Annotated in this window: 13 protein-coding genes; 8 read left to right on the top strand and 5 right to left on the bottom strand. The window is 48.5% G+C overall.

The genetic code is table 11. The annotated features are described in order from the left end of the window. Positions 1-22: 22 nt before the first annotated feature. The 4 genes from FB479_RS27015 to FB479_RS27000 all read left to right on the top strand — a co-directional run bounded on the left by FB479_RS27015 (position 23) and on the right by FB479_RS27000 (position 5,326). Positions 23-1,366 (top strand): FAD-dependent oxidoreductase, encoded by a 1,344-nt coding sequence (locus FB479_RS27015; RefSeq protein WP_142067326.1) that lies wholly within the window; start codon positions 23-25, stop codon positions 1,364-1,366. A 30-nt stretch (positions 1,367-1,396) separates the two neighbouring features. Then, the gene (locus FB479_RS27010) at positions 1,397-3,085 is read left to right on the top strand and encodes a DUF4127 family protein (RefSeq protein WP_142067325.1); all 1,689 of its coding nucleotides are present in this window, start codon (positions 1,397-1,399) and stop codon (positions 3,083-3,085) included. Between the two features lie 73 nt (positions 3,086-3,158). After that, positions 3,159-3,632, top strand: a complete 474-nt coding sequence (locus FB479_RS27005) for an MgtC/SapB family protein (protein WP_142067324.1) — start codon at positions 3,159-3,161, stop codon at positions 3,630-3,632. Positions 3,633-4,213: 581 nt separating this feature from the next. After that, positions 4,214-5,326 (top strand): aminopeptidase, encoded by a 1,113-nt coding sequence (locus FB479_RS27000; RefSeq protein WP_142067323.1) that lies wholly within the window; start codon positions 4,214-4,216, stop codon positions 5,324-5,326. A 25-nt stretch (positions 5,327-5,351) separates the two neighbouring features. On the opposite strand, the gene FB479_RS26995 is transcribed toward FB479_RS27000, so the two are convergent. Both FB479_RS26995 and FB479_RS26990 read right to left on the bottom strand, forming a co-directional pair. Next, positions 5,352-5,780, bottom strand: a complete 429-nt coding sequence (locus FB479_RS26995) for a DMT family transporter (protein ID WP_142067322.1) — start codon at positions 5,778-5,780, stop codon at positions 5,352-5,354. A 23-nt stretch (positions 5,781-5,803) separates the two neighbouring features. Next, a complete protein-coding gene (locus tag FB479_RS26990) occupies positions 5,804-6,502 on the bottom strand; it encodes a cyclic nucleotide-binding domain-containing protein (protein ID WP_142067321.1) in 699 nt (232 codons plus the stop codon). A gap of 192 nt (positions 6,503-6,694) precedes the next feature. Here FB479_RS26990 and FB479_RS26985 point away from each other — a divergent pair, with 192 nt between their 5' ends. After that, positions 6,695-7,579 carry an NAD(P)-dependent oxidoreductase gene (locus FB479_RS26985; protein ID WP_106653910.1) on the top strand — a complete coding sequence of 295 codons (885 nt, stop codon included), beginning with the start codon at positions 6,695-6,697 and terminating at the stop codon, positions 7,577-7,579. Positions 7,580-7,630: 51 nt separating this feature from the next. On the opposite strand, the gene FB479_RS26980 is transcribed toward FB479_RS26985, so the two are convergent. Then, on the bottom strand, positions 7,631-8,683 hold the full coding sequence (locus FB479_RS26980) for an AI-2E family transporter (RefSeq protein ID WP_142067320.1): 1,053 nt from the start codon (positions 8,681-8,683) through the stop codon (positions 7,631-7,633). Positions 8,684-8,886: 203 nt separating this feature from the next. On the opposite strand from FB479_RS26980, the gene FB479_RS26975 reads away from it, so the two are divergent. Further along, positions 8,887-11,796 (top strand): WG repeat-containing protein, encoded by a 2,910-nt coding sequence (locus FB479_RS26975; protein WP_142067319.1) that lies wholly within the window; start codon positions 8,887-8,889, stop codon positions 11,794-11,796. 60 nt (positions 11,797-11,856) lie between these two features. On the opposite strand, the gene FB479_RS26970 is transcribed toward FB479_RS26975, so the two are convergent. Further along, positions 11,857-12,039, bottom strand: coding sequence for a hypothetical protein (locus FB479_RS26970; RefSeq protein ID WP_047074121.1), 183 nt, complete (start codon positions 12,037-12,039; stop codon positions 11,857-11,859). A gap of 37 nt (positions 12,040-12,076) precedes the next feature. Here FB479_RS26970 and FB479_RS26965 point away from each other — a divergent pair, with 37 nt between their 5' ends. Continuing rightward, entirely contained in the window at positions 12,077-12,574 is a 498-nt protein-coding gene (locus tag FB479_RS26965; RefSeq protein ID WP_106653913.1) for a GNAT family N-acetyltransferase, read from the top strand. 59 nt (positions 12,575-12,633) lie between these two features. Next, positions 12,634-14,250 carry a peptide ABC transporter substrate-binding protein gene (locus FB479_RS26960; protein WP_142067318.1) on the top strand — a complete coding sequence of 539 codons (1,617 nt, stop codon included), beginning with the start codon at positions 12,634-12,636 and terminating at the stop codon, positions 14,248-14,250. A 73-nt stretch (positions 14,251-14,323) separates the two neighbouring features. Here FB479_RS26960 and FB479_RS26955 read toward each other — a convergent pair whose 3' ends face one another. Next, positions 14,324-14,842 carry an acyl-CoA thioesterase gene (locus FB479_RS26955; RefSeq protein WP_142067317.1) on the bottom strand — a complete coding sequence of 173 codons (519 nt, stop codon included), beginning with the start codon at positions 14,840-14,842 and terminating at the stop codon, positions 14,324-14,326. Between the last annotated feature and the right edge of the window lie 126 nt (positions 14,843-14,968).

The following is a 14,968-nucleotide window of genomic DNA, read 5'->3' as shown; positions in this document are numbered from 1 at the left end:
GTTGAACAAGGAGTGAGTGCAGATGGAGCGAGTAGTGGAAGCAGATGTAGTCGTAGTAGGCGGGGGGCCGGCAGGAATCAGTGCCGCTCTCGCCAGCGGGCGATTGGGAGCCAAAACGATCCTGATCGAGCGTTACGGCTTTCTCGGAGGGATGTCGACGATTGCGCTCGTTTATCCGTGGATGACGTTTCATACGGAGAAAGGCGAGCAAGTCATCAAAGGAATTGCACAGGAAATCGTCGACCGCTTGCAAGAAAAGGGGGGATCGCCTGGACATTTGCAGGATACGGTGGGATTCGTCAGTACAGTCACGCCGTATCATCCGGAAATTTACAAGCTGGTAGCTGTGGAAATGCTCAAGGAAGCGGGCGTCAAGCTGTTTGTCCATAGCTTTGTCGATCAGGTGAAGGTAGAGGGGACAGAGATTACTTCGGTTACGCTCACCAGCAAATCGGGCAAGTATGAAATCAAGGCCAAGGTGTTCGTCGATGCTACAGGCGATGCAGATATTGCTTATTTATCGGGAGCGCCGACGAGCAAAGGTCGAGATGCAGATGGGCTGACACAGCCGATGACCATGAAGTTTCGCATGCGCGGCGTCGATCTGGAGCAGGTGAAAGAGTATATGCTCGATCATCCGGATGAGTTTTATCATAAGACGCCGTTTGCACAATTGCCGTCCATTCCACTGACAGGTGTCCAAGGCTTTTATACGCATTGGAAGATGTCAGGTGTTCCGATTAATCGGGATCAAGTTCTGTTTTTCACAGGGCCTGAGAGCGATGAAGTTCTGATCAATTGCACGCGGGTACAGGGGCTGGATGGAACAGATGTCGAGGATTTGACGGAAGCAGAGGAAGAAGGGAGACGTCAAGTGTTAATGGTGTCTGAATTTTTAAAAAACAAAGTTCCGGGTTTTGCGAAAGCATCCATCTCCGCAGTCGGAACGCAAATTGGCATCCGTGAGACACGCAGAATCGTCGGGGAGTACAGTTTGACGATCGAAGACGTGGTTGCGGGCAGGCGTTTTCCGGATGTCGTCGCACGAAGCGGCTATCCGGTTGACATTCACGATCCTTCTGGCAAAGGCGTAGTAGCAGCAGATATTGAAGGGGAGGGCGCTTATGACATTCCATATCGATGCCTGCTCCCTCAGTCTATCGACAACCTGCTTGCGGCGGGGCGTTGTATCTCTACGACGCATGAGGCGTTGGCTACGACCAGGCTTACCCCGAGCTGTATGGCTACAGGGCAAGCAGCAGGTACAGCAGCGGCCATTGCGTTTCACGACAAGACCACTCCGCGTTTGATTCACGTAGCGAAATTACAGGAACAATTGCGTCTAGCGAATGCCGTCCTTGATTAAACCTTTTCACGTTGAAAGGAGATTGGATCTATGAAAAAGTTGCGCGTTGTCATTTCGACACTGGCTATGGCAGCACTAGTAACAGGCATGGTTCCATTTGCGCAGACGAGTACAGTTGCGGCGAAAAAAGCGTCACCAAAGCCAATTGCCAACGTCGCCCTTGTTCCCCTCGATGATCGCCCGGTCAATACGTATTTTCCGAAAATGTCAGCACGGGCAGGCGGGATGGAGGCGATTATGCCGGATGAAGACATGCTGGGTCACTTTATGACCCCGGGCGATGGGGAAGAAATTGGCGATTGGCTGATCAAACAAGCAAGCAAAGTGGACGGCTCAGTCATCTCTGTCAGCATGCTGGCATATGGCGGGCTGGTTGCGTCCCGTACCGATCAACAGTCCTATGAAGATGCCCTGTCGAATATCGAAGCCATTAAGAGACTGAGAGATAAACATTCCAAAAAGCCGATCTACGTCTTCGATACGATTCAACGCTTGGCGGTGACGGCGACTGATCCCGAAACATTGAAGTACTATGAGCAAATCAGAGAATGGGCCATTTTATACGATGAAGTGCACAACCTCGGCATGACGGAAAAAAAGGACCGGCTCGATCAGTTGGAAAGGGAGATTCCCGAGTCTGTGCTGGAAGATTACTTGAACGCCCGCGAGCGTAACCACAAGATTAACTCCTTGTTGATCGACTGGGTAAAGGACGGGACCATTGATTATTTAGTGCTGGCTCAGGATGACGCTGCTCCCCATGGTCTTCACCGGGCAGAGCGGGAGATCTTGGTCAAAAAAGCAAAGGAGCTGGATGTAGAGGATCGTGTAGCGATTTTCCCTGGAGCAGACGAAGTAGGAACGGTCTTGTTGAGCAGATTCGCTTTGAATGAAATGCGCATCCATCCAAAAGTAGCAGTCGAGTATTCGGGTATAGACGGCAGTGAGTGGACGGCGCCGTTTGAAGACACGACCTTTGATGTAAATGTCGAGAAGCATATCATCGCAGCAGGCGGCAAACCAGTCCGGGACGAAGACGACGCAGATATCGTGTTAATGATCAATTCGCCGAAGAAAAAAGGACAGAGCAACGCAGAGAGACGCGAAGACCTGGATGAGTTCGTCGAAGAAATCAACGAGCTTCTGGAGGAAGGAAAGCAGGTCGCCATTACAGACGTGACGATTACAAACAAAGCTGACCCTGAGTTGATCGAGCGACTACAAGAAGAAGTAAAGCTGCCGGAATTGTTCGCGTACACGGCATGGGGAACGGCGGGAAACAATATGGGAAGCGCGTTGGGACAGGCGTTGCAACGATCAGCCTTTTTGGAAAAAGGAAATCAGTTCGGTGTGCCCTTAACGGTGGATGCGGCAGAAACCCATATCAATCTGCTCTTGTCATCGTTTGTAAATGACCATCATTACCGCAATGAAGTCATGGCAGAAGCACGCGATCTCGTTAAAGAGTTAAACGGAAATGAATGGAATCTCGGAGATGATTATGACGAAGTCAATGAGTTTGTGAGGGATGCACTGACACCACATGCGGACGAATGGTACGAAAACTACTTTGCCAATCAATCGCTGGTTATCGGGAAGCGAGGCAAGAATACGTTTGAAGGCGAAATCGTCGAATTAACAGATAGGGAGATCAAGCTTCCTTGGGAGCGGTTGTTTGAAGTCTTTGTCGGGCCAGAAGTGAAGATTGAAAGGAAATAAGATATAGAAGAAGGCGGTCTATTTTTCGAATCTGCACATATCATGTCTCTATCGCTATAAGAAGGTGACGAGGATGGAGACTCTACAATGGTTGTATGTGCAGTATGACTTGGAAATGTATATGCGGGTAGTGGTGAGTGCGATTCTCGGTTTATTCATCGGGTGGGATCGCTCGCATAGAAACAAGCCTGCCGGGCTGAAAACGTATATGTATGTGTCCGTGGCCTGCACGCTCATCACACTTGTTTCCATTTACAGCACAAAGCTATACAGCGCGCCTGGCAACGGAACGATGATGGACCCGATGCGATTGGCTGCACAGATTGTCACAGGTCTTGGCTTTTTGGGAGCAGGCGTCATCTTGAAGGACGGCTTGAAAGTAAAAGGACTGACCTCCGCAGCCATGATCTTTTTCGCTGGAGGGATTGGCATAGGGATCGGAGCCGGATTTTACGGCATTGTGATATTCTCGGTCATCATCGCCTTTGTACTCGCCAGGATCAGTCAGCGTGTGGAAGATGTCCAGCACAAGCGGTTAGGAAAGTGAATCATGGAGAAGCGGTGCATTGGCATCGCTTTTTACTTTTTGCAGGAGCTGTAGTGGGAGGAAGAAGCGAATTTCCAGTCTGCGCTTCGGCCTCCGCCCTGCAAGGGGAGGTAAGACTGTCCGCTTCGGAATAAATGGCGGGAGCGCTTCAAACCAGAAAACGCGAATGCGTTTTTGTATGTAATAAAAGCTTAAATTCCCCGCCATTTATTCCTACGCTAGGTTGGGCTCCAGAGGCGCTTGGACTGGAAATTCGCTTCTTCCTACGTAGCTATTCGTTCATTCGTTGAAAGTGGTTCTAAGATGTTCTATTTCAACTGAATTGACTTTCACAAGCTTCCTTGCGTTAACTTGCAAAACGTTTTAATAACACGAAGGAATTTACTGCTGTACGAAAGCCCTGCCACATGTTTGGAAGGAGACCGCCCGAACGAAGAGAGGATATAGGCGACTGGAAAACATGTGGCAGGGCTTCTCCCGACCACAACAGTGTGGTGATCACTTGTTTTCAGATGATATTCCTCTGACAAACGCGCGTTATGCTGGAAGAGCAATGAAAATCTGGAAAGGAGGCGTGCACGATGAGAGATGAAAGACTGGGAAAAATAGCAGACAACTTAATTTCGTACAGCCTGGATGTGCAAGCCAAGCAGCATATTATGATCATGGTCGTGGATGAAGGAGAGCCGCTGGCAATGGAATTGGTGAAGCGGCTGTATGCGAAGGGAGCGTATCCCCACCTGCGCTTTGTACGGCCTAAAGTCCAGCGGGAATGGTTGAAAGGGCTAACCAAAGAGCAGCTTGCCCAGACGGTTCAGTGGGAAAAGGACATGTGGTTTGGCATGCAAGGCTATATCGGAGTTCATGGCGAGACCAATGACAGTGAGATGAAGGATGTTCCGCAGGAGAAGTACCGTCTGTACGCAGAAGCGTATGATTCTATTTTCCATCATGTTGATAATCAGATTACGGGACTGCGCATTAATTACCCGACCTCGGCCCTTGCCCAAAAGGCCAACATGACGACAGAAGCATTTGAAGATTTTTATTTCAACGTATGTTCACTCGATTATCGAAAAATGGCCGAAGCGTGCCAGCCGTTGTACGAACTCATGGACAAAACGGATAAGGTGCGCATCGTCGGGCCAGGGACAGACTTGACGTTTTCGATCAAAGGGATTGGGACGCGGACAGCGGTAGGCAAACGAAACATTCCCGATGGCGAAGTGTATACCTCTCCCGTGCGCGATTCGATTCACGGGACGATCAGCTACAATACGCCCAGCAACTTCAAAGGAACAACGTTTGAAAACGTCCGGTTTACTTTTCGGGAAGGAAAGATTGTCGAGGCGTACGCTAACCATACAGACAAGCTCATAGAAATATTGGACACGGACGAGGGTGCACGCTACATCGGTGAATTCGCCATTGCGTTTAACCCGTACATTTTGGACCCGATGGGGGATACTTTGTTTGATGAAAAAATCGCCGGCAGCTTTCATCTCACACCGGGTCGTGCCTATGATCAGGCGGATAACGGCAACCGCAGCGCGATTCACTGGGACCTGATTTGCATTCAGCGCCCGGAATACGGTGGCGGCGAAATCTGGTTTGACGATGTGCTCATTCGAAAAGACGGAAGGTTTGTGCATGAGGCGCTAATGGGGCTGAATCCGGAGCAATTGATCCTGTAGGGGAGGGCGATGATGCCCTCCTCCTTTATTTGAGTTTGAAAACCACTACGCCTGCGATCATGATGCCGATTCCGATGATCTTGTTCAAGGTGATCGGAACCTTTTGCACACCGAACAGGCCGAGAGAATCAATGAGGAGGGCGACGAGCAATTGTGAGATGAGCAGAATCGATACGGCGTAGGCAGGGCCGATAGCCGTAATGCCTTTCATGACACTAAAAACGATGAAGGCCCCGAAAACGCCTCCAAGCAGATACAACTTGTTGACTTCCCCGATGCTTTTCCAATCGCCATCACGAACGTAGAGAAAGATCGCGAACGATACAAGAAAGCCCAAGGCGTGAACAATCGCATTGGTTTGCCACAGTCCGAGCTTTGTACTGGCTTGCGCATTGAACACGCCTTGCAGACAAATAAAAACGCCAGCGAGTAACGAAAAGAGAATGCCTTGCACAATATGACCTCCTATATGGTTGATCACTCATAAATGTTTCCGCTCGCAAGCGCACGGATTTTTTCTCGATCCTTGATAATCAGTGCGCTTTTTTTGCGTTCGATCACGGATGCTGCACAAAGGTTGCGGATCACCCGGTTCAAATGTCGGTAGCTGGTGCCCAACAGCTCGGCTACCTCTGTCAGCTTCGCCGTCTTTAGCTCCTCGGAAGCAGTCGACCCTGTGTCGCTGGACAGCGTGGAGAGCAAATAGCTGGCAAAGCGATTTTCAACGGGATACAGCAGATTCAGGCTGGTGGAGTTCGATGATGTATGCAGCTTGTGACTGATTTTATGGAGAATGAATTGCAAAAAGGGCGGGTGGTTCTGGTAGTTTTCTTGCAAAACTTTGAAGGGAAGACTGACCACGAGACTGCGATGGACAAACTCAACCGTATTGCGGACCTCGCATTGTGTGACATATTCGACGTCTCCGATAATCGCGAGTGGATTGTTAAAGCGCAGCAACAAAGATTTTCCGTTAGGAAGCGTCGTGAAAATTTTGATTTTTCCCTTCAGAATGAAGTACATGTGGTGAAGCTGGTCGCCCTTCGAACAGAGGATGTCACCCTTCTCAGCCTGATACAGGCGGATTTCATGGAGGGTAACGCCATCAAAAATATCGGGCAAAGGACTAGTTTGCACCAGCGTATGCAAAAGGGTGCGGTCGTGAAGTTCTTTCATGTATCAAGCCTCCTGCTCGTTTGCTTGCAGGCTATACCCTCTTTAGTAAAAGGCATTTGCGCACGAAAAAAAAGGACATATGTCCTTTTTTCCATTTAAACACATAAAGACGCGTAGCAGGAATATTCGGATAGATTCGAGAAGTACAATTGTCGAGATAACAGGAAAGAGAGAAACGAAGGAGTGGTTCACATGGCTTTGCCTGTAAGTGATAGAATCATTGGATTTGTAGGAACGGGTGTCATGGGGAAAAGCATGGCAAACCATTTTCTGCAAGCAGGATATACAGTGCTGGTGTACACGCGTACAAAGGAAAAAGCGGCAGATTTGCTGGCAGCCGGTGCGATTTGGAAGGAACATGTCAGTGAGCTGGCAAAAGAGGCAAATGTCATCATCACAATGGTCGGCTATCCATCTGATGTCGAGGAAGTGTATCTTGGCGCGGACGGAATTGTGGCAAATGCGAAGCCGGGCACTTATTTGATCGATATGACGACATCGAAGCCGTCGCTGGCGAAACATATTTATGAGGAAGCCAAAAAGCACGAGCTGCATTCCCTGGATGCGCCTGTCTCCGGTGGAGATGTGGGGGCACGGGAAGCGCGCCTGACCATCATGGTTGGCGGCGATCAGGAAGTATTTGAGGCGATGGAGTCTGTGTTTAGGATCATGGGGACAAACGTTGTGTTGCAGGGTGGACCAGGTGCAGGCCAGCATACCAAAATGTGCAACCAAATTTGTATTGCCACAAACATGATCGGTGTGTGTGAAGCGATCGCGTATGCGAAAAAAGCAGGTCTGGACCCGGAGAAAGTGCTGACGAGCATTGGAGCGGGTGCCGCAGGCAGCTGGTCGCTGTCGAATCTGGCGCCGCGCATGATCGCCGGCAACTTTGCACCTGGTTTTTACGTCAAACATTTTATCAAGGATATGGGGATTGCATTGGAAGCAGCGGAGGAAATGGGGCTGATGACACCAGGACTCGCACTCTCCAAATCGCTCTATGAAGAACTGGCAGCGAACGGTGAGGCTGATAGCGGCACACAAGCCTTGATCAAATGGTTTGAAGGCAAATAAAAACAAAAAGGAGCCCTTCTCACGAGGGGCTCCTTTCTCTATGTCTATCTGTCACGTGTTGACTTGTACATCTTTTGGAACGGATCTATTTTTGGCAGGGGGTTGCTCCATTTTCTTCACTTCAAAGATGTCTAGCAAGAAAACAAAGGACGGAATCCCGACAATCAGCCCCCATACGCCAAAGAAATGCTCGGAAAAGATCAGGACGACAAACGTATAGAAGATCGGCAAGTGAGTCTTGGTTGCCATCAAGCGAGGATTCAACACATAGGCCTCAAGCGCGTGAATCACCATGATAAAAATGAGCAAATAGACGACGGTTGCGATACCACCGACACTATAGGCGATGGCACTGAGCGGAATCAATGAAATGGCGACACCTGCAACCGGAATGAGCCCCAGTATGAAGACCATAATCGCGAGTCCCAATAGATTCGGAAAGCCCATGATCCATAATCCGATGACGGTGAAGGTCGTATTGAATAAGGCGATCAACAGCTGTGTTTCGATTACTTTGCCAAAGGTCAGGATGAATTTTTGGCTGAAATAAGCGATTTCGTTGTACAGCCAGGATAATTTGCTCGTGCGAAATTGAGCGGTAAACGTAACGACATTGTCTTTGCCGAGCAGGAAAAACAGACTCAGAATAATCGCCAGAAAGACATTGAACCCAACGTTTCTGACCACTGCGAGAAAATCAAGGCTGCCCTGAACGATGCCCTTCATATCGAGCTTCCCAACAACAGACATAAGATAAGGGGCAAACTCATTGTGCTGATTTTGGTGGTACACTTGCTCGATGAGATGGAACAATTGTCCAGTTTGGTGAATAAGAGCCGGAATGGCTTTCATCCCACCCACAACGAGAAAGAACGTCAGCAGCATATAGAGAAAAATGAGAATCAGCTTGGGATGGATCGGCACGACTTTGTGTGTGAGACTCGTGAGGTATTGATGCAGCCGATTCATTAAATAGGTAACTAAAAAGGTTAGCAAAACCATGTTCAGCATACTTCCCAAGGAGTACAGCAGCAAACAAAACAACGCCAAAATCCCAAATCGTCTGACATCCGGCTTTTGCAAGGCGGCAGCAAAGAAATTCATGGGAACATCCTTTCCAAGTGCTCTTAAAAGCACTCCCATCCGTATACGATGATTATACTGCGTCGGTGTGAACAATTATAGCACGCTTAAAAGCGAGTTGATTGAAAGAAAAGGTTCCAGTTGTTTGAAAAAGTGCAACGAAACTATTTCACCCCACGAAGCGTCAAAGGAAGGGAATGTTTGCCAAGGGAGGCTAATCACCAATGAATATAAAAACAAAAACCGTGAGTCTGGTTACCGCGGTCATACTCGGGGTAAGTGCGTGGACTTCTTCTGTCCATGCGGCTACGTTTTCCCAGATTCAGCCGTATATAACAGACTACAAGATCGGTTTTACGGACGGTAACAAGCTGGTCACACAGGCTATTTATGATGATTTTGAGCTATCTTCCAAAAACATGATCGTAACAAAGGGCGGTAAAAAAGGAATTCTCGACGCGCGGACAGGGAAAGAAATAACTCCCGCGATTTGGGATTATATCGACATTCCGGATTCCAAAAATATCGCCATTGTTCAAAAAGGCGGCTGGTTCCAATATATCGATTTGAAGACGCACAAGCTGTCGACCATGAAGTTTGCTGGGGCGCATCCGTATTATTTGTCCAAAGAGCAGGGGATGGCGATTATGTTCTTGGGGAAATCATCCATGGTGCTCCATGTAGATGGAAAGGTGCTGATTCCGCCAGTTGCAGGCAAGCTGTCGATGGTTGAACTCGTTGCTCCTGATCAGACGGAAAATAAAGAGGCGGAAAATGTGCGTTATTTCGTCGCGACTACTCCAAAAGAGCTCATCATGTACGATCCTGCTTCCGGCAAAAAGCTGTTTGCGCTGCCAAAAGCAGAACTGATTCCAAACGAAGGCGGTCCTGACACTGCATATCTCAAGGTGCGATCCGGTGGAAAAGAAGGCTTGATTGATCGCAATGGTAAGTACGTACTTGAGCCCAAATACACCTCGATTTATATTTGGAATAATGGATACTTTCAGGTGATTGGGCCCAAAGGACAAGGGCTGTGGAAGGACGGACGGATGCTAGCAGAGCCCATATATAAAGAAGTGGCGATCGAGCAAAATACGGATGTGTACTACACGGTTTCTGGAGATGTCATTACTTATCATTCTAGATCCAAAGGTACGTCGCATCCATTGAAAAAAGGTGCCCAGTTTTTGCATGGCAGCTATGTGCTGGGACAGGACCCTAAGACGAATCTGTACGGAGTCGTCCAGGTTGGAGGAGGAACGGTCATACCGTTCACTTATTCTTCGGTAGAAGGTCCTCCAGCCGCACGCTTGCTCGTTCGTAGAGACGGGAAAAAAGCAATCCTCCCAGGCTGGGATAAAGAAGTCAAGGAGCCTGATTTTTGGTTCGACTCGTATGTGACATTGGGCAGCTACAGCATGCTTAGCATCAAGGACGGAAACAAAATCGGACTTTATTCTGAAAATGAAGGCTTGGTTTTGGCTCCTGTTGAGAATCGTGTCATTCGCTATGAGGAAGCATCGATTCAGGTGCTGGTGACTGAGCCGGATGGAAAGGTGCTGCGATACAACTCCGTCGGGAAACCGGTAGAAACCGGAAATCCAATACCGTTGTCCGATGATTTGACGAAAAAGTATGAGCCGGGAAAAGGCGAGATGATTGTGGACCGCAAGACGAACCAACCGATCAGCAAGCTCTACCAATCAGTCTACATGGATTCCGATACCAATCTCATCGTTGCAATGGATCACGATGGGGCGGATCTTTATACCCCTGAAGGCAAGCTATTGACTACGGAGATCAAAGTCGCGTTGTGGAAGTCAGGCAACGACAGACCTCCTCTCACCTTGATCAAAGTTGCTGACTCCGTTTACACCTTGGGTGTGAGAGCGGAGAATGTCGGAATGGCGATGACCAAGGTCGATGGCAGGCAGCTTCAGGTCGTGAGCGATTTTGTGTATCGTGATGCAAACGAAATGATAGTACAAAATCAAAAGATCGTGATGACAGCACGGTTGGACGGCACGCAGGATGTATGGGCGCAAGAAGGGAACCAGCTCGCTAACAAGCTCACTAGCGTGAAAGGTTTTCACACGGAATCTTATTTTGATCGGGTATTGATTCAGTCAAGTACAGGATGGGACGTCTATTCACCACAGCTGCTCCGCCTAAGCTCGGGCGATTATCAGTCTATGAAGTACATGCACTTATATGATCTTAAGACGGGTGCCATTGCCTACCAGGACAACAAGACGGGATTGTACGGCCTTATGTCACTGGAAGGAAAGGTACTGACATCGGCCAAATATGAAGCGATTTTGCCAACGAACCAAGTATTCTCACAAGTATGGAGTAAGGCAGAGGATCAGTTGCCTTATGTATTCACAACCAAAGACCAGTTCGGTTATCTCGGTCAAGGTGGGCAAGAGGTGTTTGCCACAAGGTTCCTGACGAAAAAACCAGTGGTCTCCTATAGCCCGATTACATTCCAAGCGTTTTCGGCCTACTCGGATATGCTGCGATACCGTCCCCTTGAGCTGATCGATTTCGGCAAACCGTATAGCTGGCCAGCTGGTGGCAACAGCGAAAGCCAATTTTTTGCCAATCTGGCGCTTTATTTGAATCTGCCGAAGGATGCAGGCAAGCAAGTGGTCCTCTCTGAGTTGGTGTCCAAGGGTATCATCAAAGCTGATGAGGATCGTTCTGTCATGAGCGACGAAGATATGTTCCGAGTGGCTTATTTCATGGCGACAGGCAAAACAAGTCAAGCGATGACGACGCCACAGGTGTTGGAGTGGGCACAGAAGCAGGGAATTGTGCCGGTGCGAGAGGGAATGAGCTACTACATGACGATGAATTTATACGCGGAGTATCAGCACATCTTGATGACAGAGCTCATGCGTTCCCTGAAAGGAAAAAAAGTGCTCAAGCCAAAGGTGTTAACGACGACTTCACTCAGTGACGCACAACAGCAAATGCTCACAACAGCACTGATCGTGAACGGCAAGCCAGCCAATCAACTGCCATTGCCGCTCCCGCAAGCTGAGTGGCAGAAAGCCATTCAAGGCTTGGTTAACCAGTACAACAAGCAAGCGGCTCAATTGCTTGCGGCCTATGAAGCGAAGCTGTGAGCAGATAAACGTACAGGCGCGGATGTTCATCCTGCGCCTTTTTTGTGTTATTAAAAACTATTAAAAAAACGGCCAATATTTTACAATTAACCAATAGAAGGCAGCGTGAACGCAAGCCGTGACGGCCAAGGACACAATGAACGAGACAAACGAAATCTGATCGAGCTTGTAAGCGACAAAGAAAAATATCGTAAAGGCAATAAAGGCGATAAACGTGCCCTCTTCCAAATAAGCAACTGCCATATTCATTCCACCTCGATTCAAGAAAGGATACGTACCCATGATGATTGCTGTTGAAAAATTAAGCATACAAGATGCAGCCAGCTTGTTTCAATTTGAAGTCCGTAATCGAGCCTTTTTCGAAAAATCGGTTCCCAGTCGGGGAGACGCTTACTACCAATATGACCATTTTTTACGAGGTCTGCAAGCCTTGCTCGACGAGCAGGCGCAAGGAATCTCGTTTTTTGGCCTCATCAAAAACAGCCAGGGTGACATCTTGGGAAGAATGAATTTGGTAGACATCGAGAAAGACGAAGGAATCGGACATCTCGGCTATCGGGTCGGGGAAGATACCGCTGGAAAAGGCGTGGCTTCGCAAGCACTGAAGGTCTTTTTGGAGGGGCATGTTCCCCACTTGAATGTCAGAATGATCTGTGCGAAAACAACACCGGATAATATCTCATCACAAAAAGTATTGTTGAAAAATGGATTCGAGTCCTATGACATGGAGCCGGAAAGCGCGGATGATTTTCTTCACTATCGCTTGTTCATTGTCTAATAAGTAATAATTTGGTATTGTATGGAAAGTTTGTTAATAGAGCGAAGTGGGGGATAGAGATGAAACGTCCAGGCAAGATCATTGCGAAGATTCTGGTGTCGACAGGAGTGTTGGCTTCCTCCGTAGGATATGCTTCAGCGAACGAAGTAAAATCCCAGGAAACAAGTGCTACCTCTTTACATAAGGTTTTGCGGTTGAACTTGATTGATCAGCCAGGTCAATTGGACCCCGCAATGGCTGAGGATGAAGCGATGTTTTCTGTGATGCACACGATGTTTGATGGGTTGGTCCGCTTAGGTCCGGATGGAAAAGTTCAGCCATCAATCGCCCAGAAAATAGACGTATCCGATGATAGGAAAACGTATACGTTTCATTTGCGTGAGGCGAAGTGGAGCAATGGCGATCCAGTCACTGCCCATGACTTCGAATATGCGTGGAAGCGTGCGCTAGACCCGAAAACAGATAGTTCCTATTCCTATTTGCTCTATTCCATCAAAAATGCGGAGCAAGCCAACACAGGCGAGATGAAGCTGGACGAGGTAGGAGTAAAAGCCATCGATGCCAAGACATTGCGCGTAGAGTTAGAGCAGCCTACACCGTTTTTTACAGAGTTAACGGCAGCACCGATTTTTTACCCCGTGAACAAAAAGCTCGATGAGAAGAACCCTGGATGGTACCGAAAAGCTGCGACGCATGTCGGGAACGGACCTTTCAAATTAGTTTCCGCAGATAAAGAGAAAATCACGGTGGTCAAAAACGACCTGTACTGGGATAAAGCGGCTGTGAAGCTGGACAAGCTGGAATTTGACGTGATTCAGGATGAGAATAAACAGCTGTCTATGTTCGATAATTACAAGTCTGACTGGGCAGGCGCTCCGTTTGGATCTCTGCCCGTCGAGGCGTTGCCTGCACTGAATTACCAAGAAATATTGCAAACAAAGCCGGTTGCAGGTGTTTACTGGTACAAGTTCAACACCGAGCAGGCACCGTTTACCAACGCAAAGATTCGCAAAGCGTTTGCCTATGCAATGAATCGTCAGGCGATTGATGAGGTGCTGCTCGATGGTGTGCAAATACCTGCTACAGGTGCTCTGCCGCCTACGATGAACCTGAAAAAGGATGGCTACTTCAAGGACAACGATCAGGAGACAGCAAAAAAGCTGCTGGCCGAGGGCATGAAGGAGCTGGGAATGACAAAGCTCCCGCCAATAACCTTGTCCTATAACAAGTCCGAGCATCATCGCTTGGTCGCAGAAATGATTCAAAAGCAGTGGAAGCAAACACTAGGTGTGGATGTCACACTGCATGATCAAGAATGGAAAGTGTTTTTGGAAGATGTAAAGAATGGCAAGTATCAGATTGCACGGACGGGCTGGCATGCAGATTACAATGATCCGAGCAACTATTTGGAGCTGCTCAAGGAGAAGGATGGAAGCAGCAATGATACCGGATGGGAAAACAAAAAGTATCAAGAGCTTTTGAATCAATCCGTGACGGTGAAAGATCCTGAGAAACGAAAGCAGCTGCTGGCTCAGGCAGAAGCGATCCTGATGGAGGAAATGCCCGTTGCTCCGGTATACTTTTATACCAGACATTGGGTTCAAGATGAGAAGCTAAAAGATGTTGTCATGGATCATCAAGGCGTGGTCGATTACAAGTGGGCTTCCAAAGAATAAGGCGTTAAAAACACAAGAGAGTCCCCTTCCTGCTAAAAGGAAAGGGACTTTTTTTCGTTTATGGGGTGTCCAATCACGGTTCCCACGGGCGTCTGGTTCCAAGCATATCCGCGAGATGCTTGTTATCCTTGCGACGTATTTTACGTGCCGCAGCTCGCTCGTCAGCACCGTTGTGCAGGAATACTTCCTCTTCCGTCTCTGGCACGATCTTGGGCACGGGGGTAGGCCGCCCATCCTCGCCAATCGCGACGAACGTAAGAAATGATGTGGCACAGACGGTTCGAATGCCCGTTAGCAAATCCTCCGCAACAATTTTGACAAAGACCTCCATCGACGTGTTATGCGTCCATGTGACGAAGGCTTCGAGGGCAACCTCATTGTCCACCCGGATCGGCTGCAAAAAGTCGACGGAATCAGTAGAGGCGGTAACGACTGGTCCCCGGGCATGCTTCATGGCAGAGATTGCAGCAACATCGTCGATATGCGCCATCAGCCTGCCGCCGAACAGCGTATTGTGATTGTTCGTATCCGGGGGCAGCACATGGCTTGCTTTGAACGTGCGAGACTCCCGAACAAAACGTTGAATCGTCATAAAGGTAGCTCCCTTCTTTCTTGCACTCGGATTATGAATGATGACAATCTTCTCTCCTTTTCATTGTTCCACAAAATAATGGATCTATTCCTCTTCGTTGGAGTAAGACGGCGAATTTTATCAAAG

This window comes from Brevibacillus sp. AG162 (assembly GCF_006715575.1).
GTDB classification, from domain to species: domain Bacteria; phylum Bacillota; class Bacilli; order Brevibacillales; family Brevibacillaceae; genus Brevibacillus; species Brevibacillus brevis.
Note: the sequence above shows the minus strand (reverse complement) of the source record. Positions and strands in the feature narration are given on the sequence as shown.

Coding starts and splice junctions, on each gene's coding strand:
- FB479_RS26990 (WP_142067321.1), bottom strand. CDS start 6,502: ATGAAAGAACTTCACGACCGCACCCTTTTGCATACGCTGGTGCAAACT.
- FB479_RS26975 (WP_142067319.1), top strand. CDS start 8,887: ATGAATATAAAAACAAAAACCGTGAGTCTGGTTACCGCGGTCATACTC.
- FB479_RS26985 (WP_106653910.1), top strand. CDS start 6,695: ATGGCTTTGCCTGTAAGTGATAGAATCATTGGATTTGTAGGAACGGGT.
- FB479_RS26955 (WP_142067317.1), bottom strand. CDS start 14,842: ATGACGATTCAACGTTTTGTTCGGGAGTCTCGCACGTTCAAAGCAAGC.
- FB479_RS26980 (WP_142067320.1), bottom strand. CDS start 8,683: ATGAATTTCTTTGCTGCCGCCTTGCAAAAGCCGGATGTCAGACGATTT.
- FB479_RS26970 (WP_047074121.1), bottom strand. CDS start 12,039: ATGGCAGTTGCTTATTTGGAAGAGGGCACGTTTATCGCCTTTATTGCC.
- FB479_RS26960 (WP_142067318.1), top strand. CDS start 12,634: ATGAAACGTCCAGGCAAGATCATTGCGAAGATTCTGGTGTCGACAGGA.
- FB479_RS27000 (WP_142067323.1), top strand. CDS start 4,214: ATGAGAGATGAAAGACTGGGAAAAATAGCAGACAACTTAATTTCGTAC.
- FB479_RS27010 (WP_142067325.1), top strand. CDS start 1,397: ATGAAAAAGTTGCGCGTTGTCATTTCGACACTGGCTATGGCAGCACTA.
- FB479_RS26965 (WP_106653913.1), top strand. CDS start 12,077: ATGATGATTGCTGTTGAAAAATTAAGCATACAAGATGCAGCCAGCTTG.
- FB479_RS27015 (WP_142067326.1), top strand. CDS start 23: ATGGAGCGAGTAGTGGAAGCAGATGTAGTCGTAGTAGGCGGGGGGCCG.
- FB479_RS27005 (WP_142067324.1), top strand. CDS start 3,159: ATGGAGACTCTACAATGGTTGTATGTGCAGTATGACTTGGAAATGTAT.